The sequence below is a fragment of the Aerococcaceae bacterium zg-252 genome (assembly GCA_016237705.1).
Taxonomy (GTDB): domain Bacteria; phylum Bacillota; class Bacilli; order Lactobacillales; family Aerococcaceae; genus Globicatella; species Globicatella yangjingiae.
Genome location: CP066204.1, coordinates 1,164,021 through 1,185,411, shown reverse-complemented (window position 1 = coordinate 1,185,411; position 21,391 = coordinate 1,164,021). Strand labels below are relative to the sequence as shown.

Annotated in this window: 22 protein-coding genes; 19 read left to right on the top strand and 3 right to left on the bottom strand. The window is 33.9% G+C overall.

Features of this window, described 5'->3' with window-relative positions; translation table 11 throughout:
* Positions 1-11 precede the first annotated feature (11 nt).
* The 8 genes from JDW14_05680 to JDW14_05645 all read left to right on the top strand — a co-directional run bounded on the left by JDW14_05680 (position 12) and on the right by JDW14_05645 (position 6,712).
* Positions 12-935 (top strand): ATP-binding cassette domain-containing protein, encoded by a 924-nt coding sequence (locus tag JDW14_05680; GenBank protein QQD64827.1) that lies wholly within the window; start codon positions 12-14, stop codon positions 933-935.
* Positions 928-1,659 (top strand): ABC transporter permease, encoded by a 732-nt coding sequence (locus JDW14_05675; protein ID QQD64826.1) that lies wholly within the window; start codon positions 928-930, stop codon positions 1,657-1,659. Before JDW14_05680 ends, JDW14_05675 begins: the two co-directional genes overlap by 8 nt.
* Positions 1,660-2,391, top strand: a complete 732-nt coding sequence (locus JDW14_05670; GenBank protein ID QQD64825.1) for an ABC transporter permease — start codon at positions 1,660-1,662, stop codon at positions 2,389-2,391.
* Positions 2,392-2,540: 149 nt separating this feature from the next.
* Positions 2,541-3,236, top strand: coding sequence for a lantibiotic protection ABC transporter ATP-binding subunit (locus JDW14_05665; protein QQD64824.1), 696 nt, complete (start codon positions 2,541-2,543; stop codon positions 3,234-3,236).
* A gap of 1 nt (position 3,237) precedes the next feature.
* The gene (locus JDW14_05660) at positions 3,238-3,999 is read left to right on the top strand and encodes an ABC transporter permease (GenBank protein QQD64823.1); all 762 of its coding nucleotides are present in this window, start codon (positions 3,238-3,240) and stop codon (positions 3,997-3,999) included.
* A complete protein-coding gene (locus JDW14_05655; GenBank protein ID QQD64822.1) occupies positions 3,992-4,720 on the top strand; it encodes a hypothetical protein in 729 nt (242 codons plus the stop codon). The genes JDW14_05660 and JDW14_05655 overlap by 8 nt, the downstream gene beginning before the upstream one ends.
* A gap of 1 nt (position 4,721) precedes the next feature.
* Positions 4,722-5,390: a response regulator transcription factor gene (locus tag JDW14_05650; GenBank protein ID QQD64821.1), complete on the top strand. Its 669-nt coding sequence runs from the start codon at positions 4,722-4,724 to the stop codon at positions 5,388-5,390.
* A complete protein-coding gene (locus JDW14_05645; protein QQD64820.1) occupies positions 5,369-6,712 on the top strand; it encodes a HAMP domain-containing histidine kinase in 1,344 nt (447 codons plus the stop codon). The genes JDW14_05650 and JDW14_05645 overlap by 22 nt, the downstream gene beginning before the upstream one ends.
* 126 nt (positions 6,713-6,838) lie before the next feature.
* Here the strand turns inward: JDW14_05645 and JDW14_05640 are convergent, their stop codons facing one another.
* A complete protein-coding gene (locus JDW14_05640; GenBank protein ID QQD64819.1) occupies positions 6,839-7,270 on the bottom strand; it encodes a MarR family transcriptional regulator in 432 nt (143 codons plus the stop codon).
* Positions 7,271-7,489: 219 nt separating this feature from the next.
* Between JDW14_05640 and JDW14_05635 the strand changes: the two genes are divergently transcribed.
* From JDW14_05635 to JDW14_05595, 9 genes are all read left to right on the top strand, one after another.
* The gene (locus tag JDW14_05635) at positions 7,490-7,882 is read left to right on the top strand and encodes a DUF1304 family protein (GenBank protein ID QQD64818.1); all 393 of its coding nucleotides are present in this window, start codon (positions 7,490-7,492) and stop codon (positions 7,880-7,882) included.
* Positions 7,882-8,787 carry an alpha/beta hydrolase gene (locus JDW14_05630; protein QQD64817.1) on the top strand — a complete coding sequence of 302 codons (906 nt, stop codon included), beginning with the start codon at positions 7,882-7,884 and terminating at the stop codon, positions 8,785-8,787. The genes JDW14_05635 and JDW14_05630 overlap by 1 nt, the downstream gene beginning before the upstream one ends.
* 173 nt (positions 8,788-8,960) lie before the next feature.
* Positions 8,961-9,731 (top strand): hypothetical protein, encoded by a 771-nt coding sequence (locus JDW14_05625; protein QQD64816.1) that lies wholly within the window; start codon positions 8,961-8,963, stop codon positions 9,729-9,731.
* Positions 9,732-9,821: 90 nt separating this feature from the next.
* The gene (locus JDW14_05620; protein ID QQD64815.1) at positions 9,822-10,253 is read left to right on the top strand and encodes an Rrf2 family transcriptional regulator; all 432 of its coding nucleotides are present in this window, start codon (positions 9,822-9,824) and stop codon (positions 10,251-10,253) included.
* 91 nt (positions 10,254-10,344) lie between these two features.
* Entirely contained in the window at positions 10,345-10,815 is a 471-nt protein-coding gene (locus JDW14_05615; protein QQD64814.1) for a GNAT family N-acetyltransferase, read from the top strand.
* 267 nt (positions 10,816-11,082) lie between these two features.
* Positions 11,083-12,081 (top strand): NADP-dependent oxidoreductase, encoded by a 999-nt coding sequence (locus JDW14_05610; protein ID QQD64813.1) that lies wholly within the window; start codon positions 11,083-11,085, stop codon positions 12,079-12,081.
* Between the two features lie 28 nt (positions 12,082-12,109).
* Positions 12,110-12,946, top strand: a complete 837-nt coding sequence (locus tag JDW14_05605) for an alpha/beta hydrolase (GenBank protein QQD64812.1) — start codon at positions 12,110-12,112, stop codon at positions 12,944-12,946.
* Position 12,947: 1 nt separating this feature from the next.
* Positions 12,948-13,826 (top strand): SDR family NAD(P)-dependent oxidoreductase, encoded by an 879-nt coding sequence (locus JDW14_05600; GenBank protein ID QQD64811.1) that lies wholly within the window; start codon positions 12,948-12,950, stop codon positions 13,824-13,826.
* Entirely contained in the window at positions 13,819-15,030 is a 1,212-nt protein-coding gene (locus JDW14_05595; protein QQD64810.1) for an NADH:flavin oxidoreductase/NADH oxidase family protein, read from the top strand. The genes JDW14_05600 and JDW14_05595 overlap by 8 nt, the downstream gene beginning before the upstream one ends.
* A gap of 125 nt (positions 15,031-15,155) precedes the next feature.
* On the opposite strand, the gene JDW14_05590 is transcribed toward JDW14_05595, so the two are convergent.
* Entirely contained in the window at positions 15,156-16,196 is a 1,041-nt protein-coding gene (locus tag JDW14_05590) for an aminotransferase class I/II-fold pyridoxal phosphate-dependent enzyme (protein ID QQD64809.1), read from the bottom strand.
* Between the two features lie 28 nt (positions 16,197-16,224).
* Positions 16,225-18,027 (bottom strand): excinuclease ABC subunit UvrC, encoded by a 1,803-nt coding sequence (gene uvrC / locus JDW14_05585; protein ID QQD66511.1) that lies wholly within the window; start codon positions 18,025-18,027, stop codon positions 16,225-16,227.
* Positions 18,028-18,173: 146 nt separating this feature from the next.
* Here uvrC and JDW14_05580 point away from each other — a divergent pair, with 146 nt between their 5' ends.
* Together JDW14_05580 and JDW14_05575 are read left to right on the top strand one after the other, a co-directional pair.
* Complete coding sequence (locus JDW14_05580; protein ID QQD64808.1) at positions 18,174-19,877, top strand: M3 family oligoendopeptidase; 1,704 nt, start codon at positions 18,174-18,176, stop codon at positions 19,875-19,877.
* A gap of 147 nt (positions 19,878-20,024) precedes the next feature.
* Positions 20,025-21,377 (top strand): MATE family efflux transporter, encoded by a 1,353-nt coding sequence (locus JDW14_05575; protein QQD64807.1) that lies wholly within the window; start codon positions 20,025-20,027, stop codon positions 21,375-21,377.
* The last annotated feature ends 14 nt before the right edge of the window (positions 21,378-21,391 follow it).

Here is a 21,391-nt window from a genome sequence, read left to right as displayed (position 1 = left end):
AAAAAAATAAAATGAAAAACTATATTATTGAAACAAAGAATTTAACAAAAGTGTATGGAGAACAAAAGGCTGTAAATTCAGTAAATTTACATATTGAAAAAGGTACTATATACGGGTTGTTAGGACGAAATGGAGCAGGTAAAACAACTATTATGAAGATGATATTGGGGCTTACGGATATTTCGAATGGTGAAGTAAGTGTTTTTAATCAAAATATAAAAGGTAACGAGAAAAAGATTTATCCAAGAATTGGTGCAATTATTGAAACTCCAGGATTTTATCCTAATCTGACAGGGACGGAGAATTTGGAAATATTTGCACTGCTTAGAGGAACGGCTTTCCCTAATGCGGTAAAAAATGCTTTAGAAGTAGTTGGCTTACCATATAAAGACAAGAAGTTATTTGGGAATTACTCTTTAGGAATGAAGCAAAGACTTGCGATTGCTAATGCAATTTTACATGATCCAGAGATTTTAATTTTAGATGAGCCGACAAATGGCTTAGATCCCATTGGAATAGCAGAAGTTAGAAATTTTATAAAAGATTTAAGTGTAAAAAAAGGAAAGACAATTTTAATTTCTAGTCATATTTTATCTGAAATAACACTTCTCGCTGATACGGTAGGCATTATAGATAAAGGGATTCTATTAGAAGAAAGTAGCATGGAAGAATTAAATAAAAAAAATAGAAAGTATATTATGTTGGAAGTATCTGATGTATCAAAGGCGACTATTGTGTTGGAAAAAGAGTTTGGAATAACCAACTATTCTGTTGAAGATAATAATCATGTGAAGATATATAGTTATGGATTAGATATGGCAAAAATTAACAAGTCGTTGGTTATGAATGAAATATCAGTGATTTCATCACAAACATGCAATGATTCTTTGGAAGATTACTTCAAGAAAATAACTGGAGGAGAGGGCATTGCTTAATTTAGTTAAAGTAGAGTTTCTTAAATTGAAAAGGAAAAAGATTGTTTCGATGATGTTTTTGGCGACACTCTTAATGCCAATGCTTGCCACTATATATTTTGGGAATATAGACCTTTCAGACAATGCAATGAAATATTTCAAATGGACGATTTTTAGTTATAATTTATGGCTGATTTTACCAATTATATTAGGGATATTTTCCACAATGATTGTGTCAGTAGAGTATGAGAATGATACTTTTAAGACGTTGTGGATTGTTCCGATACAAAAGATGAAACTTTTGATTAGCAAATTTATAATGATGCTTATTTTTACCTTAGTATTTATGAGTTTGTCAATTTTAGTTACGCTTTTTTGGGGGAAATTGATTCATCACATAGAGATAGATTATTTATTGTGTATTTATCTTATTAGAAAGTGTTTTGAGATTAGTGGACTTTTATCAGTTTCTATGTTTCCCATTTTATCTATCGCATTTTTGACCAAAAAATATATTTTACCTATTTGTTTGACGATTATTTATGCTTTTTCGGGATTTCTAATTTTGACCGTTAATATGTATGCACATCCATTATCGAGCACTACAGCAATTGTTGTGAGAGATATTCCGGGAATAGTATTAAACCAAGATATCAATATAGTTTATTCTCTTCTTTGTATAGGAGGATGGGTAGTTGTATTTACAATAGTTATAAAATTATTATTAAAAAGGAGAGAATGGTAAATGAAGATACTTTTATTAGTTGAATATAAAAAACTTCACAGATCAAAATTGATATTTTTGCTTGTATTTGTACTCATGATGACTTTGGGAGTTGTATTTCTTCAAGGACAATTTTCATTTGGTGGAAAAAAGTATATAGATACATTTGGTTGGTATATTTTACAGGTGCATTCTTTAACAACATATTTTGTGTTGCCAAGTTTGATAGCGTTGTTTGGAGGATATATTATTTGTCGTGAGGAACAAGAAGATGTACTTAAATCATTAAAACTAATACCGGTAGATGAGAGTAGGATGATTACTGCCAAAATGATAATTACTCTTTTGGGTAGCATTTTTATTTATCTAATATTGTTTATAGTATCTTTAATAATAGAAGCGGTATTACATTTAAATGCGGTAAATATGAGTGAAGTAATTCATTATTTTGTTGTATATGTATTAACTGGAATTGGTGTTTTTATGGCAATATCTCCAATTATTGCATTTGTTGGACTTGTAAAAAGGAGTTATTGGATAGCTCTGATTATCGCTGAAATATATTCTTTTATAGGGATTTTCTTAGCATCGAAGGAAGTTGTAAGAGCCATATATCCAATATCATCTGTATTTGTTTTATCAGGACTATATGAAACATCAGTTATGGAATTGATGATTAGTATAATCGTAAATATCAGTTGCTGTTTTATTTCATATAGAATACTAAAGAAAATGAGAGTTCGTAAAAATTAGCTATGAAAATACATATAGGAAATTTAAAAAGGAAGTTCACACCCTGTAAAAATGGGGGAGTGAACTTTTTTATTTTTTCTGTGCCAAAATTATAATTTAGTTATTTTTATTTATTAGAATTGATAACAGAAGAAATGGAGGAATATCAAATGGATATGATGCTTGAAACAAGAAATTTAACAAAAAAAGTAAAAGAGCAAATGATATTAGAAAACGTATCGATTAAAGTTGAAAAAGGAAAAATATACGGACTATTAGGACCGAATGGTGCTGGTAAATCGACATTATTAAAATTAATCACCAAAGTCATGCATTGTACATCAGGGGATATTTTATTTGAAGGAAAAAGTATGTGCGCAGAAGATTTAAAAAATGTGGGAGCTATTATCGAACAACCAGCTATTTATCCTAATTTAACTGCAAATGAAAATCTAGAAGTTTTAACTACATTACTAAATATTGATAAAAGAAGAATTGATGATGTGTTAAAAATCGTTGGTTTAGAAAATACTGGTAAAAAACTAGCGAAAAATTTTTCATTGGGAATGAAACAAAGACTTGGCATTGCAATGACATTGATAAATAGTCCAAAATTATTAATACTGGATGAACCGACAAATGGATTAGACCCTATGGGAATTCAAGAATTAAGAGAGTTAATAAAAGATTTTTCAGAAAAAGGAATTACCGTCATTATCTCAAGTCATATTTTAAGTGAGATTCAGCAGGTAGCTGATAAAATCGGGATTATTAATAATGGGCATCTAATCTATGAGGGAAATAACTCAAAAGAGATAGATTTAGAAAAACTATTTTTAGAAATGATAAAAAAGGATGCGAAATAAAATGATGAATTTTATTAAAACAGAATTAATGAAAGAAAAAAGAGGGACAAATTTAAAATTGGGAATGATTGTTCCAATAATTTTTGTATTATTAAATATAGCCATGGTTAGCTTAATGGGAGAAAGCCCAAAAGGGAAAAGTTATATAATGGCAACTTCTTTTAATTGGTATCCGCTTTTAATATTACCAATTATTTTAAGTTTATTAGTTTTGAATATCAGTAGTAAAGAAAAGATAGAGCATATTGTTTTTCAAAAAAGTATGAATGTAAGTTTTGCAAAAATAGAATTGGCTAAAAATATTGTCATTTTAATGGAGCTATTTACTATTCTAGTTGTATCATCATTTTTAATCTTTATATTTGTTACATTGTTTTCAGGTGAAAACATAGTATTAGCTCAATTAGTTTTGGCTACTGGTTGTCTATTTATCGGAAGTTTACCGATAATCGCTGTATCATTTTTGATTTATGGGCTAGTAAAAAAGAAAGCCGTACTGATATTATTAAATTTTATATTGTCATTCCCATCACCAGTGATAGCTATAACAAATAATTGGATTCTCTTTCCATGGTCATATAGCTTACGAATGCTTAGCCCAGTTGTAGGAGTACATCCAAATGGAACGTTTCTTGATAAGAGTTCTGAATTGATGAATATGAAGATGACCTACTTAGGACTTTGTTTGAGTATAGTTGTTTATGTATTGATATTAATATTAAATTTATTAATTAAAAGTAAAAGGGGTGAAAGAAATGTATAATATAATATTATCCTATTGGTTGCGAAGTAAAAGAACACCAGTAAGACTAATGATAATTTTATGTCCACTTATATTTTCACTTGTTTATGGTATTTATGCGATAAGCACAAACGGATTAGTTGGAAAAGAATTCGACGTCTTTTTTTGTATCTACACCATTTTAGCGAATTTTTCAATTAGTTTTTTTATCCCCACAGTATATGAGATTGATAAGAGTGCTGGCAATTATGCGAAGGATTTACGATGTGGGTTAAGCAGAACAAAAATATTTTTATCGAAATTCTTTTATATCTCTATCTTACTATTTATAATTGAATTGATAGCTGTCTTTATAATGGGATTGTTGGTATTTAGTAGAGTTAACATGGAATATATCCGTATGATTATTTATTTTATGATTGGGCTAGTTATGCTATTTCCAATGATTCCAATGTATCAATGCTTGAGTTTAAAATTTGGTTTTTCTGGCAGCATACTTGTTGGAACTTTTCTTACACTTTCAGGAATATTGTTAGGTACAACCGATTTAGGGAAAATCATTTGGTATTTGTTTCCCTTTGTGTGGCCAATAAAACTTGTTTTTGCTTATACAAAGCGGGACATCAGCGATTATTTTGTTTTGATATTTTTAATCGTATCTGTCATCATTACTGCCTTTTTTATAGGAGTGTTTTCAAGTTGGTATAATAAATGGGATGGTATGAATCGAATGGAGGAGTAGGATGAATTTATTAATTATAGATGATGATAAAGATTTATTGAAACTTTTAGAGTTGACTTTTAAGAAAGATTACAATGTTGAACTTTGTGCTTTAGCTAAAAATATTGTTCCTGAACAGCTTACAAAATATGATTTGATTATTCTTGATGTGATGATGGATGATATGGATGGCTTTGAGTTTTTATCACGGTATAGAGAATTGATTGACGCCCCCATTATATTATTGACTGCAAAGGATTTTGAAAAAGATAAGATAGAGGGTTTTGCTTTAGGTGCAGATGATTATGTTACTAAGCCATTTTCTATATCGGAAATTAGAGCTAGAGTAGCAGCACATATTCGAAGAGAGAATAGAGAAAAGCACAGTAGAATCATTGATTATCCAGTATCCTGTGATTTATTAGCAAAAAAAATTTACTTTGAGAATACTGAAATAATGCTTACTAAAAGTGAGTATGAAATCTGCGAATTGCTTTTAAAAAATAGAAATCAAGTTTTTACTAAAGAAAAAATCTACACAACAATTTATGGTTATGATGCAGAGGGAAATAGTTCGACTTCTATCACCGAGAGAATTAAAAAAATTAGAGAAAAATTTGGTGGATTCAATGTGGATCCAATCAAAACGATTTGGGGAGTAGGCTATCAATGGGAAGTAAAAAAAATTTAACCTATTTAATTAGTAAATTTGCGATATTAGAATTGCTTTTTACAATATTTATGATTTTATTTTCTTATACGCTTTTAAAGGTCTTAATCAATACAGGATTAGTATATCCTGCAAATTACGCTGAAATGAATTCTGATACTGTGAAAGAAGCGTTTCTAAAATCTGATTGGCAAACTGACAACATTCCCTTTTATTATGACTATCAACTAAGAGAAAATGGGAAAATTTTAGAAAGTACAATTGATGAAAAGTATACTCAAAAAATAAATGAGGCATTACAAAAAGGACAATCTTCAACGGATCAAATGATAGGGTCAGATGTATTTAAGGCATTCAAAAATAGAAATCGAGCGTTAATAATAAAGTATAAAATTGGTGCTATGCTGGCTAATTCAAGTGTATATAAAGTCATTGGGAATTTTGAATTAGTATTTTTTGTCAGCATATTTAGTATGTGGTTAGTTGGTTTTGTTTATTTCATTAGTCATTTGACAACAGTGTTAAGGTGTGAAATTAGCAAAATATCTAAGGCTAATGAGAGTATTGAAAAATTGGAATTAGAATTTGAAAGGGAATATTCTGAATATACAGAAATTTCAGGGGTACTTGATTCGATAGATAGTATGGCAAGCAATTTAAAGGCATCGTTAGAAAAGCAGTGGAGTATGCAGATGACACAAAAAGAGATGATAGAATCGATTACACATGATGTAAGAACTCCAATCACACTTATCAAGGGAAATATCGAATTATTAAAAGAAAATCAAGAAAATGTTTTAGAAAGAGCAGAAGATGTTTTAAATGGAGTGGAGAGATTGGAGTCTTTCCTAAAAAAACTCAATACATTTTCAGTTTTAATGGAAGAACCCAAGGAAGTAGTATCAAAAGAAGTTTTAGACCATTGGATAAGAATTGCCACGAGTATTTGTAAACTTAAAGGTTTTAACTTATCTATTCTTGGATATGATGTAAGTGCTATAAAATTAGACAAAAATGCAGTTTCCGTAGCGATACAAAATTTAGTTAATAATGCGATTGAAAATTCTTCGGTAGATTCCACTATATTTATTGGTTTTTACGATAATATCAATGATTATACTATTATTGTTAGAGACCAAGGTGCTGGATTTAATAATGAAATTCTTTATGATGTAAAAGGTAAATTTGTATCAAAGAAAGTGGACGATAATCATGTGCATGGATTAGGACTTTCAATCGTTACTAAAATATTAGACGCTAATAAAGGGCAATTGCTGCTGAATAATTATGATGATGACGGAAATGGTGCTGAAGTGAAAATGGTATTCAAAAAAGATGAGTAATAGTGGCAGTTATTAAAATATAAGGGGCTAGGTAAAAAGGTCAGAAATTCTAATCAATAGCATTTCTGACCTAGCTCCTTATTTTTGTAGCCTCAATGATGATGTCCTTGCTCACACAAGACGCATCTACAAACTATTTTTGATTGCTTGAATCAGTTGATTATTTTCATGAATCAAGTTATCAGCATTTTCACGGGTTAGACCGTCAATTTGCCAAAAGCATTCAGCTAAGTGTGCTTTAATGTCTTGTTGGAGTGCCATGCCGTCTTCTGTTAGTTGCACATATAGTTGACGTTTGTCTTCATCAGGTCTTATTCGGAGCAAGTAATTCTTATCTTCTAAACGTTTGAGCAATGGAGTTAAAGTGTTACTGGATAATTCAAGTCGTTGGCCAATTTCTTTTAAAGATAACATTTTTTCTTCCCACAAAATGACAAGGACGAGATATTGAGTGTAAGTTAAATCGTATTTCTGTAAATTTTTCTTATAAAATTGCCGAAACAGTCGCTCTACCGTATAAAAAGAATAGCAGAGTTGATGCGATAGTAAATCGTTCATGTCAGTTCTCCAATCGTTTGCGATTGATTCTAGCATAGCACAAAGTTTTTTAATTGACAAAAGATTGTATCCCAATTAAAATAATCGTGCACGATTAAAATTTGTAAAAGGATACTTGTTATTTGCAAGCACTAATATAAGTTTTAACAGTGATATTATGATTAACATGGTTCAAGCCAAGCCGAGCTGAACCAAAATTAAAAAGGAGTTTTATGTAGAATGAATGTAGGAATTAGAACAAAAGTATTGAGTGGGTTAGTAGCATTGGAGTTTCTGTATATCTTTTATTTAGAAACGATTATTACCGTTTCTGAAAAGACATCACAAGTATTTGCGATTCCAGTGGAAGTATTAAAAACTGATACGGTTTCACTATTGTTCCAAAATCAAGGTGTTTATAATTTAATGATTGCTGTAATATTGATTTATACCCTTATTATTAGTAAAAACAAGTTTGAGTTATTGCTAGTGACATTAGTTTATATTTTAGTTGTCGCACTTTATGGTGGTTTTACAAGCGACATTAGTATTTTCTTCAAACAAGGCAGTATGCCACTTTTAGCAACACTTAGTCTTCTTTATGATTATATGAAAAATAAAGGAACAAATTAATGAAGTGGTTAAAACTATTATTCCTAGTCTTATTATTCTTGTTGGTGCTAGCTTATAGTGGTGTGTCGGTCTATCTTGCGAGAAGTATTGTTAAACCAATTCCAATGACATTGGAGCAAGAAGAACAGTGGGAAAAAGAGCATGGTATGTGGAATGATTTTGACCAATATGATGTGGAAGAATACAGTGTGCAAGGTGTAGACGATTATCAATTGCACGCAGCATTGGTTAAGGCAGAAAATCCAGCTAGCAATAAATATGTTATTATTACGCATGGTTTTCGTTCCAATCGTAATGGTGCAGTTAAATATGTGCCTGTTTATCGAGCCTTAGGATACAATTGTATTATTTATGATGTTCGTGGGCATGGGAAGAATACTCCGGTTACTGTCACATTAGGGCAGATAGAGTCACAGGACTTGATGAAATTGATTGATGATACTTATCAACGTTATGGTTCGGATATTTATTTAGGATTGCAAGGTGAGTCAATGGGCAGTTCCATTTCGCTTAATGCCTTGAACTATAATCCTAATATTCGTTTTATTGTGGCGGATTGTGGTTTTACTAATCTGTATGATTTGATTGACGCTGGTTATGATGCGAATCATGTGCGTTTTCTAATGTCAGGTGTCAATTTGGTGACGAAATATATTTACGGTGTTGACATGAAATTAACGAGTGCGATTGACGCAGTTGGACACAATCATTCGATTCCAGTCACGTTTATTCATGGTGCAGATGATGTATTTATTACACCGGATAATAGTGAAAAATTATCCCAAGCTAATGGAAGTGATGATAAGGTCTTAATCGTTAAGGGTGCTGCTCATGCAGAATCTCGTGAAGTGTTAGGTATTGAAGGTTATCAAAAGTTAGTTCAGCAAAATCCTAATGTAAAGTAGGCAATAATTAAGTTAAGACTTGCAACCAATATAATTGATAAATGCTATTAAATAAGTGATTTCAGCTATATTGGGGGTAAGCTCTATTTTTTTGAAAAAAATACTTGCAAAAGGAAAGATGCTTTGATATCCTTGTATCAGATACAGGTACAACTTAATTAAAGGAGAAATTTATGACAAAAAAATATAACAAGAAATTTTCAGTATCAATTTTACTTTGGATGAGACAGGATAAAGCACGTCAAGAGGGAATGAACTACTGGAGTGGCCCACATTCACAAATTATTGCATCTTCACCTGGTCTTTTAGAATATCGCCAACAACATCTAAGTGAAACAGAACATAGTTTTTGGCCAAGTGTATCAGAATTGGAAACAAACATTCCGGTTGACCGTCGAATTGACGGCATTGCAGAAGTAACGTTTGAAAATCTTTTAGCACCAATCGCTGGACGAAAACAAACTGCTTTAGCATTCAAAGATGAAGTAAATGTTTTTCGTAGAACATTGATGCACATGGGATTTCCGTTTTCTTCACGTTGGTTTTCAATGGCTGAAAATAATGAAACGCAATTAAGAGATGTTTTGTATGTGCGTAGAAAAGACGGTGTAGGTAGTAGCGATTTTAAAAAGTTTATTAATGACAGTTTGGCAGCAGAAATTACCGAAGTGGCTGGAGTGACAGAAGTCAGAACACAAGTGTATATGCCATGGCATAAAGCGACTTGGAATACTCCGAATGTGGCACACGATAATCCGAAATCGCAACAACTTCACGCATCAGTCATTATTGGTTTTGCTAATGAAGAAGTGAGAGAGAATTTTTACCAAAATATTGCACCGATACTCAATACGAAGATTGTTACTTATGCATCAGCCGTTCATGCTTATCAAATTGAAAAGACTTTAACATTTGTTGAAAACGGGAAACGAATTTCGCTATAATTTTTCAAATTGGCAGTAAAAGACTTGTGATTGATTATTGAATGTGTTAAACTTGTTCTTGTAACTGATACAACAACAAAAGGAGAACGTATGGATACAAAATTTTCAGTGGCACTACACATCTTAGCGATGATTAGCGAGAGTAAAGACGTCTTGAGTTCGCAAGTATTGGCAGAGAGCGTAGGTACGAATGCCAGCTATATCCGAAAGGTCATTGCATTGCTTAAGAATGCTGGTATTATTTCGTCTCAGCAAGGACGTACTGGGTATCAGTTGAGTAAATCGCCCAATGAGATTTCATTACTTGAGATTTATTTTGCCACACAGGAAGTGAATCATATCAGTCTTTTTCAAATTCATCAAAATGCCAACAAAAAATGCCCTGTTGGGAAACATATTGAAAAAGCGATGATTCCTATTTTTACGAATGTAGAAAAACATTTAGAAGATGAATTAGCTAATCAGACCTTGGAACAGGTCATTGCGAATCTTTATCAAATTGCTAATAAAACACGAATCTGACCTTACAATCGGGTATTATGGCAATGATAGATAGTAACGATGAAAGCTAGCTTTGTAATTTTTTTGCCAAATATAGAATTGGAGAGAAAAAATGGAGTTTACTGTTAAAGAAATAAAAGATAAAGAAGTAAAGGAAAAGATTTCTAAGGAAGTTCTTTATGATCTTCCAGAATGGTTTGGTATGCCAGAAAGCACAGAAGAATATATCACTGATTCACAAGACAAACCTTTCTTGGCATCTTTTTATCAAGATGAGATTGTAGGATTTATAGTTTTAAATACTACAAGTCCAGACTGTGCGGATATATTTGTAATGGGAATAAAAAAGAAATTTCATCGACAAGGTGCAGCAACACAATTAAATGAAGAGTACGAAAAATTAGCTAAGGATTTGGGATATACCTATTCCCAAGTAAAAACAGTTCAATCTGGGCACTATAAAGAATATGATATAACAAATAGTTTTTATACTTCGGTAGGTTATAAGGAGTTAGAAGTCTTTCCAACCTTATGGGATGAATGGAATCCTTGCCAAATTTATATTAAATATTTAGGTAATTAAAAATATATAAATAATGATAAGTCTCCAGACGTGACTTGAATATAGTTTCTACAAGTATTGATTTGATTATACGATGTCACAAGGAGATTTTCTTACAAACAACATAGACTTGTAATTGATACAAATACAAAATATGGTGTGAGCGAAGCTGCTTAGACTTGAACCACTGGAGGAAAATACCGGAGTGCGTGGAACGCACAAAGGGATTTTCTGAAGTGGACGTCAAGTCAAGCTGAGCGAACCCAAATAAGAAAAGGAAGAGATAATATGAAAGCAGCACAACACACAACTTATAATAAAAATAATATTCAATTAACGGTAACAGATATAGCAAAACCACAAATTACGAGTAAGCAAGTTTTGGTTAAAGTGACAGCAGCAGGTGTCAATCCTTTAGATAATATGATTTCTCGTGGTGAAGTTAAGATGATTGTCCCTTATAAATTACCACAAACAGCCGGAAATGAATTAGTTGGTTTAGTCGAAGAAGTTGGAGCAGCCGTTACCAATTTTGAAATTGGAGAGCGTGTTTTTGGACGTTTACCGCTAGACAGTATTGGAGCATTTGCTGAATATGTAGCAGTAGATGCAAGTGCTTTGGCAAAAGTACCGGATTATTTAACCGATGTTGAAGCAGCAGCGATTCCACTTACTGCATTGACAATTATGCAAGCACTTGATTTAATGCAAGCACAATCAGGTAAAACGATTTTTATTTCAGGTGGTACTGGTGGTGTCGGTGGTATGGCGATTCCGATTGCGAAAGCAAAGGGTCTGACAGTTATTACTAATGGTGACGGTGCTAATGCTGAACGTGTCTTAGCATTAGGAGCAGACCGATTTATTGACTACAAAACAGAAGATTATACGCAGACTGTAAGTGATGTGGATTATGTTTTAGATACACTTGGTGGTAATGAAACGGAAAAACAAATGACGATTATGAAAAAAGGTGGTCATTTAGTGTCACTACGTGCGATGCCGAATGGTGAATTTGCTAAACGAATGAACATGCCACTTCATAAGCAGATTCTATTTGGAACTGCTGGGTTAAAATTTGACCAAATGGCAGCAAAATATGGGGTTCATTATCATTTTATCTTTGTAACAAGTAATGGAAAACAATTACAAGAAGTAGCTGATATCTTTAGTGAACGTCAAATCAAGCCGTCAATTGATACTGTTTATCCATTTGAAGAAGTGAATGCTGCACTCGATAAGGTAGCGAATGGTCGTTCTCGTGGAAAAACTGTTTTGAGTTTCTAATATAATGAGCGAGAGTATGGAGGAAGTAATGTCATATATCATAACTAAAAATCAATATATTAATGTTGCAGGAAATCAAATTGCCTATCGTGAATTAGGTAAAGGAAAGTCAGCTTTACCTTTAGTGATGCTTGTCCATTTAGCAGCTACTTTGGATAATTGGGATCCTAAACTATTAGATTTAATTGCAGTGAAACATCATGTGATTGTGTTAGATTTACCCGGAGTAGGTGGTAGTCAAGGTAAGGTTGCAGCAACGATTCCAGGAATGGCTGAACAAGCGATTGAGATTATTAATACTATGGGATATGAGCATATCAATCTACTAGGTTTATCCATGGGTGGAATGATTGCTCAAGAAATAGTACGCATTAAGCCGAGTTTAGTTAATCGTTTAATATTAGCGGGTACAGGCCCACGTGGTGGTAAAGAAATTGATAAAGTAACCGGTAAAACATTCCGTTATATGCTGAAAGCAGCCATTGAGCGAATTGACCCTAAACGTTATATTTTCTACAATCACGATGAAGAGGGGAAAGTTGAGGCAAATAAAGTTTTAGGACGCATGGGAACAAGACAGGCTGCTTATGCAGATAAAGAGATGCGTGTTCCAGGATTCTTAACCCAATTGAAAGCTATTAAACGTTGGGGCAAAGCTGCTCAAGATGATTTAAGCTATATTACACAACCTACATTAATTGTTAATGGGGATAAAGATATGCAAGTTCCAACACAAAATTCGTATGATATGCATGAAAAAATAGTCGATAGTAGACTGATTATTTATCCTAAAGCAGGACATGGCTCTATCTTTCAGTTTGCTGATGAATTTGCAAAAGAATTGATTGAGTTTTTGGAGAACTAATATGGTAAAAACAATCATCATTACAGGTTCTACGGACGGTATTGGAAAACATTTAGCAATGAAGTTAGCCAGTGAAGGACATGAAATTATCTTGCATGGTCGCAATCAAGAAAAATTGCGAGCAACTCGCAGTGATATTGAATTAAAAACAGGTAATAAACGCATTCATGGATACTTGGCTGATTTTTCAAAAATGGAAGAGGTCTATCGTTTTGCACAAGAAATACAAAGAGATTTCGAAAAAATTGATGTTTTATTGAACAATGCAGGTGCTTATTTTGGGGATGCTCGTGTTGCAACGGCAGAAAATATTGAGATGACCTTTATGTTATCTGTTCAAGTACCGTATATTTTAACAACTGAATTATTGCCATTGTTAAAACAAGCAGAGTTGGGCAGAGTGATTCATACTTCTTCTTTCATGCATCATTTTGCTCAAATAAAAGATTTAGATTTTGGGCTTGAGCAGAGATATTCAGCAGCTATGGCTTATAATAATTCAAAATTATTTACTATTTGGTTAGCTATGGAACAGGCAAAATTATTTGCACAACAAAAACTCAATGTGACAGTTAATGCTTATCATCCGGGACTAATTTCAACAAATTTAGGAAATGATAATGTGAAACGTAATTTAAGAAGTACGCTATTGACTACATTGATGAAACCTTTTTCAAAAGACTTAGATAAAGGGATTGAAACAGGATACTATCTTATAAATTCATCTGATGTAGCAAATATTTCTGGAAGATATTTTTCTAATAATAAATTAGCAAGAGTTAATTTAAAAGGTTATAACGCATTAAAAGGGAAAGCTTTAATGAACTACTGTGAGGCTAAACTAAATCAATTTAATAGGGGAGCTAGAATTGATGAATAAAAATTTACTAAGGCCACTGAGACTGCCAAATGGTCAAGTGTTGGCTAATCGCTTTTTTAAATCAGCAATGAGTGAAACAATGGCAGATAGTCAACACGCTCCAACTCATGAGCTTATAAAGCTTTATGAGTATTGGGCAAAACAAAAAATGGGAGTTTTAGTAACAGGTAATGTTATGGTGGACAGTCGCTATCTTGGTGAACCAGGGAATGTTGTTCTAGACTCAGATGAATATTTAGATTTGTTTCAAAAATGGGCAGCGGTTGGGCAACAACAGGGTGTTCCGATTTGGATACAATTGAATCATCCTGGCAAACAAATGTATCGTTCTATTAATGAAACACCGATTGCACCAAGTGCTATACCGATTTCTGGTGCTGCTGCGTCAGCTTTTCGAACGCCAAGAGAGATGACTTTATCTGATATCGAAGAAACAATAGAAAAATTTATTTTAGCTGGTGTTTTAGCCCAAAAAGCTGGTTTTAATGGTGTTCAATTGCATGCTGCTCATGGTTATCTTATTAATCAATTTCTTTCACCTGCTGATAATCAACGAACAGATAGCTATGGGGGAAGTTTAGAAAATAGAATGCGATTCCTTGTTGAAATTTATCAAGGTTTGCGTGAAAAAGTAGGTTCTTCGTTTACGATAGCATTGAAATTAAATGCTTCGGATTTTAAGGAGAAAGGTTTTGGGTTTGAAGATTGTAAGTTAGTTGTTCAGAAAATGTCTGATTTAGGAATTGATTTGATTGAAATTTCTGGTGGCAATTATGAGACTCCTGTTTTTGGTAGTGAATACGAAAATGGTGCTGGATTTGTTAATTATGCGGTTGCTCTATCGAATATTACTTCCGTTCCAATCGTATCGACAGGTGGATTCCGAAAAGTTGCTCAAATGGAAGATGCTATTGAAGACGGAGTAGCGATGATTGGGTTGGCTAGACCTTTTGTTCTTCGTCCACATTTGGTAAAGGACTATGCTAATTTTGGAGATTTTCAAGTAATGACACCACGCTTAACAACAGGAATACAAAATTTAGATAAGACACTTGGCCCGATTATCGGGGTTAGTTATTATGAATCTCAAATGAAACGACTAGCCAAAGGAAAATCGGTTAGAATTAGTCAAAATGCATGGCCGTATCTAATGCAGACAGTTAAGGCACATGGAATGTCAGCTTTGAAACCGAGAAGAAGATAATGATATTGACAGTATGAAAATTAAAATAAGGCTGAACAAAAGTTCAACACTGCAACAAATTGTGGTTCAAGTTAGAGCAAATTATTGCTAGTATTAGACTTTTGTTCAGCCTTAATCTATTTTAATTAGTACACAGCCACTGGTAATTGCTCGGCTAATTGGTTCATATCTTCATCAGTAGTTGACCAGCTTGTTGCAAAGCGAATGACGACATGTTGGTCATCGTAAGTTTCCCAGAAACCTGTCATCACAATTTCTGATAGTGTTTGATACTGTTGATTCGTAACAATGACAAATTGTTGGTTGGTTGGTGACTCTAAGTAGAATCGATAGCCTTTATCTTTTAAAAGGTGTTTTAACTCTTCAGCTTTACTAATGGCATGTTGTCCCATTTTAAAATATAAATCATCTGTAAAGAGAGCATCAAATTGAACACCTAGTAGGCGACCTTTTGCCAAAAGTGCCCCATGCTGTTTGACTAGCGTTACAAAATGCTTAGGTTGATTTTGTTTCGTAAAGACAACCGCTTCACCACAGAGTGCCCCAACTTTAGTACCACCGATGTAAAAGACATCGCACAATTCTGCAATATCAGCGAGTGTAACATCTGTATCGGTTGCAGCTAAACCATAGGCAAGTCGTGCACCGTCTAAAAATAATGGAATCTCATATTGACGGCAAAGGTTAGCTAATGCAGATAATTCTTCTTTTGTATATAATGTTCCGTATTCTGTTGGGTGAGAAATATAGACCATACCTGGATAGACCATATGTTCATGGTTAGCGTCAGCATAAAAAGTTCCAATTAATTGTTGAACATCTTTTGCTTGAATTTTCCCTTGTGTATGTGGAATCGTTAGTACTTTATGCCCAGCGGATTCAATAGCACCAGCTTCGTGAGCAGCAATGTGTCCTGTATCGGCTGCGATGACACCTTGATAGGCTGCTAGCATAGTGTCGATGATAATTTTATTAGTCTGAGTACCACCGGTTAATAAGTAAACTTGTGCCTGTTCTTGTTGACAGGCTTGTTTAATTTTTTCACTGGCTAAGGCAGTATAAGTATCCGTCCCATAACCTGTTAATGCTTCGAGATTGGTTTTGATTAAGGCATCTAATACTAAAGGGTGTGCCCCTAATACATAATCACTTTGAAAATATAACATATTGTTCCAACTTTCTTTTTAATTGTGTTTAATTTGTTTCTGATTGAGCCGTCTGTTGATAGGTTGCTAATGTTTCTTTAATGCGTTCAGCAGTTTTTAAAGGAATTCCTAACTGTTTAATATCTTCAATGGCTGCATCTCGGATTCGGTCAAGCGATTTAAAATGTTTTAATAATTTTTGACGAGTCGCTGGGCCGACACCTGCAATGACATCTAATTGAGAACCAAGTTGATTTTTACTTCGTACTTGTCGATGATAACTAATCGCATAGCGATGAACTTCTTCTTGAACACGTTGCAAGAAATGGAATAGTTGACTGCGTGGGTCAATATCGACCAATTCTTCTGAATAGCCGTCCATTAAGGCAGCCGTTTTATGTTTGTCATTTTTAACCATACCGGCGACTGGAATGGCTAATCCTAATTCATTTTCAATGACATCTCGTGCAGCACGAATTTGAATTTTGCCACCGTCCATTAAGATTAAGTCGGGGAGTGGTGAGTTTTCTCGTAAAAGTCGAGTATAGCGTCGTCGGATTACTTCTTGTGTTGATGCAAATTCATTGCTGCCTTCTACGGTTTTAATCTTATACTTACGATAATTTTTCCTATCCGGTTTTCCGTCCTTATAGACCACCATTCCAGTAACAGCGTTCGTACCGAGAATATTCGAGTGGTCAAATGCTTCAATGGTATAGGCTTGTGGAATATGTAAGGCTTTCGCTAATGCTTCGACAGCACCGGTTGTTTTAAGTGTTTGCATTTCAACTAGACGAAACTTTTCATCGAGTGCAATTTTACTATTTTTCTCACAAAGTTCTAGCATGCTACGTTTTTTACCACGGACAGGGGTATGAATCTCCACTGACAATAATTCTTGTAAAGTCTCTTTATCAATATCACTTGGCACGAGAATTGCTTTGGGCTTCATTTGAGTTTGCTCTAAGTAAAAACGAGCGATAAAAGTAGTCACTTCGTCTTCCGGTTCATTTAAGGTAGGATAAATGGCTGCTTCACGTTTTAAAATAGAGCCTTGTCGTAGCATGAATACTTGAATGGATAGCCAGCCTTTGTCATAGGTATAGCCGAAGACATCGGTATTATCATAGTCTTGGCTCATAACTGTCTGCTTTTCAATGGTTGTTTCGATATATTGCAGTTGATTGCGATAATCAGCTGCTTGTTCAAATTCTAGTTTTTCAGCCGCATCATTCATTTTTTGTTTTAAGGCTTGTTTAATGTCACTGACATTCCCATTAAAGAATTGCTTAATGCGTTGAATTTGTTGCTGGTATTCTTCTCTAGATACTTCATGGTCGCAAGGGCCAATACATTGTCCTAAATGATAATAGAAACACGCACGTTTTTCGTTTTTATTACAGCGTCTTAAAGGGTAGACACGATGTAATAATTGCTGAGTTTGTGTTGCAGCACCGACATTTGGAAAAGGGCCAAAATAGTGAGCTCCGTCTTTACCGACAATATTGGAGATAATTAATTGTGGGTGACGCTCATTTGTTATTTTTAAGTAAGGATACATCGTTCCTTCTTTTAGACGAATATTATAAATCGGCTTGTACTGCTGAATGAGATTAATTTCTAAAATCAAGGCTTCTTTATTACTATTGGTAATAATCGTTTCAAAGTGATGTATTTCCGAAACAAGTTTGGTCGTCTTAGTATCGTGAGCACCACGAAAATATGAACGCACACGATTTTTTAAATTTTTTGCTTTGCCGACATAAATTATCTGATTATCTGCATTTTTCATTAAGTAACAACCAGGTAAGTCGGGCAATAGAGCTAATTTTTGTTCGATTTGTTCACGTATGGTGTTACGCATTTCCATTGGTTGTCACGTCCTTTCAATCGTTTTATATTATATCGTATTCACAAATGTTATGCGAATAATCTGATAGTCACCTGCTTGTTTTTTATGGTATACTATTCAGTAACTGAAATGAAATGAGGGATAACATGAAATTTGAAGATTATCACTATGAACGACCAAATTTAGAGTCGCTAAAAGAAGAATTTTTAGGTTTTGTTGCACAAATTGAATCAGCAACAACTGTCGATGAAGTAGCAGCAGCAATCAAAGGGATTCAAGCATTACAAAATAATATTTTAACTTTATCAAAATTGGTGACGATACGTCATTCGATTGATACTCGTGATACATTTTATGATGAAGAACAAGAATTTTGGAATGAATCTGGGCCTGTTATTAGTGAATGGGAAACGACCTATTATAAAGCCGTATTAAACTCACCATTCCGTAATGAATTAAACGAATTATTGCCAGAAACATTCTTTAAAATTGCAGAAAATGGTTTGCGAATCTTTGATGTGAGTATTATTCCTTTATTACAGACTGAAAATAAATTAGCTTCAGAATATGATAAGTTAATTGCGTCTGCTGAAATTGAGCATAATGGTGAGATTTATAATTTACCTGGTATGAAAGTCTTTACGCAATCCACTGACCGTCAAGAACGTAAGACAGCTCTGACTGCGATTAGTCAGTTCTTTGAAAAAAATCTAGCTGAATTTGACCGTATCTATGATGAATTAGTGAAAACACGTCATCAAATCGCACTTGAATTAGGCTTTAAAGATTTTGTGGAAGTCGGCTATTTACGAATGAATCGTTTAGACTATGACCGTCAAGATGTGGAAATTTATCGTCAAGAAGTATTGAAACATGTTGTGCCATTGGCTGAAAAATTATTCAATCGTCAAAAAGAGCGTTTAGGATTAGATGCTTTGAAAGTTTATGACTTGGAACTAGAATTTGAATCGGGGAATGCGAAACCAAAAGGCACACCGGAAGAAATTGTGGCGAATGGTGTGAAAATGTATCATGAATTATCGAATGAAACAGGCGAGTTTATTGATTTCATGGTGGAACGTAATTTATTAGACTTAGTGACAAAACCTGGTAAACAGGGTGGTGGCTATTGTGATTATATTCCTAATTATGAATCGCCATTTATTTTCTCTAACTTCAACGGAACATCTGGAGATATTGATGTCTTGACCCATGAGGCAGGGCATGCATTCCAAGTGTATCAATCTCGTTGGATTCAAACACCTGAATCAGTATGGCCAACATACGAGTCATGCGAAATTCATTCAATGAGTATGGAATTCTTTGCATATCCTTGGATGGAATTATTCTTTGAAGAGCAAACCTTAAAATATAAATACAGCCACTTATTTAGTACGGTATCATTCTTACCTTATGGTGTCTTGGTTGACCATTTCCAACATGAAGTATATCAAAATCCAGAGATGACACCTGAACAACGTCGTGATACATGGCGTCGTTTAGAGGCCCAATATAATCCTTGGAAAGATAATGAGGGTATTACATTCTTAGAAACAGGAGCACGTTGGTTCTCACAAGCACATATTTTCGGTGCACCATTCTACTATATTGACTACACACTGGCTCAAGTTTGTGCTTTGCAATTCTGGGAAAGAAATCAAGTGGATCAAGACCCAACTGCATGGCAAGATTACTTAACGATTTGCCGTATTGGTGGTACGCAATCATTTAAACAAATTGTAGCTAGTGCTAATTTGAAATCACCATTTGAACCAGGTAGCTTGAGTGGTGTTGTAGCTAAAGTAGATACTTATTTAGACAGTATTTCAGAAGAAGATTTAAACGCATAGTCAAAATTAAATCGGCACATTAAGGTTTAATGCTGCCGATTTTTCTATTCAAAGGATCAATTTTGAGTGGGAAATGAATTGTGCTGACATTAAGGGTTATTTATAATAAAATCGTGGTATAAAGAATGAAATAGATAGGAAGATACGATGCAAGAAAATCGCAATATTTTAGGAACATCGCCGATACGAGAATTATTAATTAAATTTTCAGTACCAGCAATTATTGGAATGGTAATCAATGCTTTATATAACATTGTAGACCGAATTTTTATTGGAAATGCACCTGGACTTGGTGCAAATGGACTAGCAGGGATTACGATTGGCTTTCCAATTATGATTCTTCAGACTTCAATCGGAATTTTATTTGGAGTAGGCGGGGCAACACTCTTTTCAATCCGTCTTGGGCAAAAGAAAGAGAATGAGGCTACCCATGCGTTAAATACTTCCTTTTTACTGGCTGTGACGAGTGGTTTATTGTTCATGGTACTAGGTCATTTATTTTTAAATACTATCTTAAAATGGTTTGGTGCCAGTCCGACAATTTTACCGTATTCAGCGGCCTATATGCGTGTTATCTTCTTAGGTTCTGTGTTTCAAATTGTCAGCATGACGATGAATAATTTTTTACGAGCTGACGGACAACCTAAGTTAGCGATGATGACGATGTTTTTTGGTGCAGGAACGAATATTGTGTTAGATGCTATCTTTATTTATGTACTAGGCTGGGGCATGGCTGGAGCTGCTTGGGCAACGATTTTATCGCAATTTATTTCAATGGTGTGGACTTTAGCTTATTTCTTTAATCGCCAAAATGAGCACCATATTCGTTTTGAGCGTCTGCGTTTTGATTTTGCAGAAATAGGAGCAATTGTAAAACTTGGAATGCCCAATTTCTTGACGCAAATCGGTAGTAGTATATTGAACTTAACATTAAATCGCACACTCTTGCAATATGGTGGCGACATTGCAGTATCGGGTATGGGGATTATCAACAGTATCATCACTTTTATCGTAATGCCGATACTAGGTATTAATCAAGGGGTTCAACCGATTATTAGTTTTAATTTCGGTGCTAAAAAATATGCCCGTATTATTGAAGCCGAAAAATTAGCAATTGGTGCTGCAACGATTTTATTGACGATAGGTTGGCTATTAACCCGTCTGTTTCCACAACAAATTATTGGTGTTTTTAACAATGACCCAGAATTAATGGCATTTACGCAAAGGGGATTAAACGCATGGCTACTCTGTATGCCATTAATCGGCTTTCAAATTTTAGGGGCTAATTTCTTCCAAGCGATTGGGCATTCGAAAAAAGCAATGTTTTTAACTTTAACACGTCAAATCATTTTCTTACTGCCAGCTATCATTATTTTCTCGCATTTATGGGGCTTGAATGGGGTCATATACGCTGCACCTTTTGCAGATGCTAGTGCTATTGTTGTGACGGCAATTACCTATTTTAATGGTATTAAGCAATTAAAATTAAATCAATTATAGGAAAGTGAGTGGTT

Bases quoted from the DNA above. Each gene is read 5' to 3' on its own strand.
- JDW14_05680 (QQD64827.1), top strand. From the start codon at position 12: ATGAAAAACTATATTATTGAAACAAAGAATTTAACAAAAGTGTATGGA.
- JDW14_05670 (QQD64825.1), top strand. From the start codon at position 1,660: ATGAAGATACTTTTATTAGTTGAATATAAAAAACTTCACAGATCAAAA.
- JDW14_05665 (QQD64824.1), top strand. From the start codon at position 2,541: ATGGATATGATGCTTGAAACAAGAAATTTAACAAAAAAAGTAAAAGAG.
- JDW14_05660 (QQD64823.1), top strand. From the start codon at position 3,238: ATGATGAATTTTATTAAAACAGAATTAATGAAAGAAAAAAGAGGGACA.
- JDW14_05655 (QQD64822.1), top strand. From the start codon at position 3,992: ATGTATAATATAATATTATCCTATTGGTTGCGAAGTAAAAGAACACCA.
- JDW14_05650 (QQD64821.1), top strand. From the start codon at position 4,722: ATGAATTTATTAATTATAGATGATGATAAAGATTTATTGAAACTTTTA.
- JDW14_05645 (QQD64820.1), top strand. From the start codon at position 5,369: ATGGGAAGTAAAAAAAATTTAACCTATTTAATTAGTAAATTTGCGATA.
- JDW14_05640 (QQD64819.1), bottom strand. From the start codon at position 7,270: ATGAACGATTTACTATCGCATCAACTCTGCTATTCTTTTTATACGGTA.
- JDW14_05635 (QQD64818.1), top strand. From the start codon at position 7,490: ATGAATGTAGGAATTAGAACAAAAGTATTGAGTGGGTTAGTAGCATTG.
- JDW14_05630 (QQD64817.1), top strand. From the start codon at position 7,882: ATGAAGTGGTTAAAACTATTATTCCTAGTCTTATTATTCTTGTTGGTG.
- JDW14_05625 (QQD64816.1), top strand. From the start codon at position 8,961: ATGACAAAAAAATATAACAAGAAATTTTCAGTATCAATTTTACTTTGG.
- JDW14_05620 (QQD64815.1), top strand. From the start codon at position 9,822: ATGGATACAAAATTTTCAGTGGCACTACACATCTTAGCGATGATTAGC.
- JDW14_05615 (QQD64814.1), top strand. From the start codon at position 10,345: ATGGAGTTTACTGTTAAAGAAATAAAAGATAAAGAAGTAAAGGAAAAG.
- JDW14_05610 (QQD64813.1), top strand. From the start codon at position 11,083: ATGAAAGCAGCACAACACACAACTTATAATAAAAATAATATTCAATTA.
- JDW14_05605 (QQD64812.1), top strand. From the start codon at position 12,110: ATGTCATATATCATAACTAAAAATCAATATATTAATGTTGCAGGAAAT.
- JDW14_05600 (QQD64811.1), top strand. From the start codon at position 12,948: ATGGTAAAAACAATCATCATTACAGGTTCTACGGACGGTATTGGAAAA.
- JDW14_05595 (QQD64810.1), top strand. From the start codon at position 13,819: ATGAATAAAAATTTACTAAGGCCACTGAGACTGCCAAATGGTCAAGTG.
- JDW14_05590 (QQD64809.1), bottom strand. From the start codon at position 16,196: ATGTTATATTTTCAAAGTGATTATGTATTAGGGGCACACCCTTTAGTA.
- JDW14_05580 (QQD64808.1), top strand. From the start codon at position 18,174: ATGAAATTTGAAGATTATCACTATGAACGACCAAATTTAGAGTCGCTA.
- JDW14_05575 (QQD64807.1), top strand. From the start codon at position 20,025: ATGCAAGAAAATCGCAATATTTTAGGAACATCGCCGATACGAGAATTA.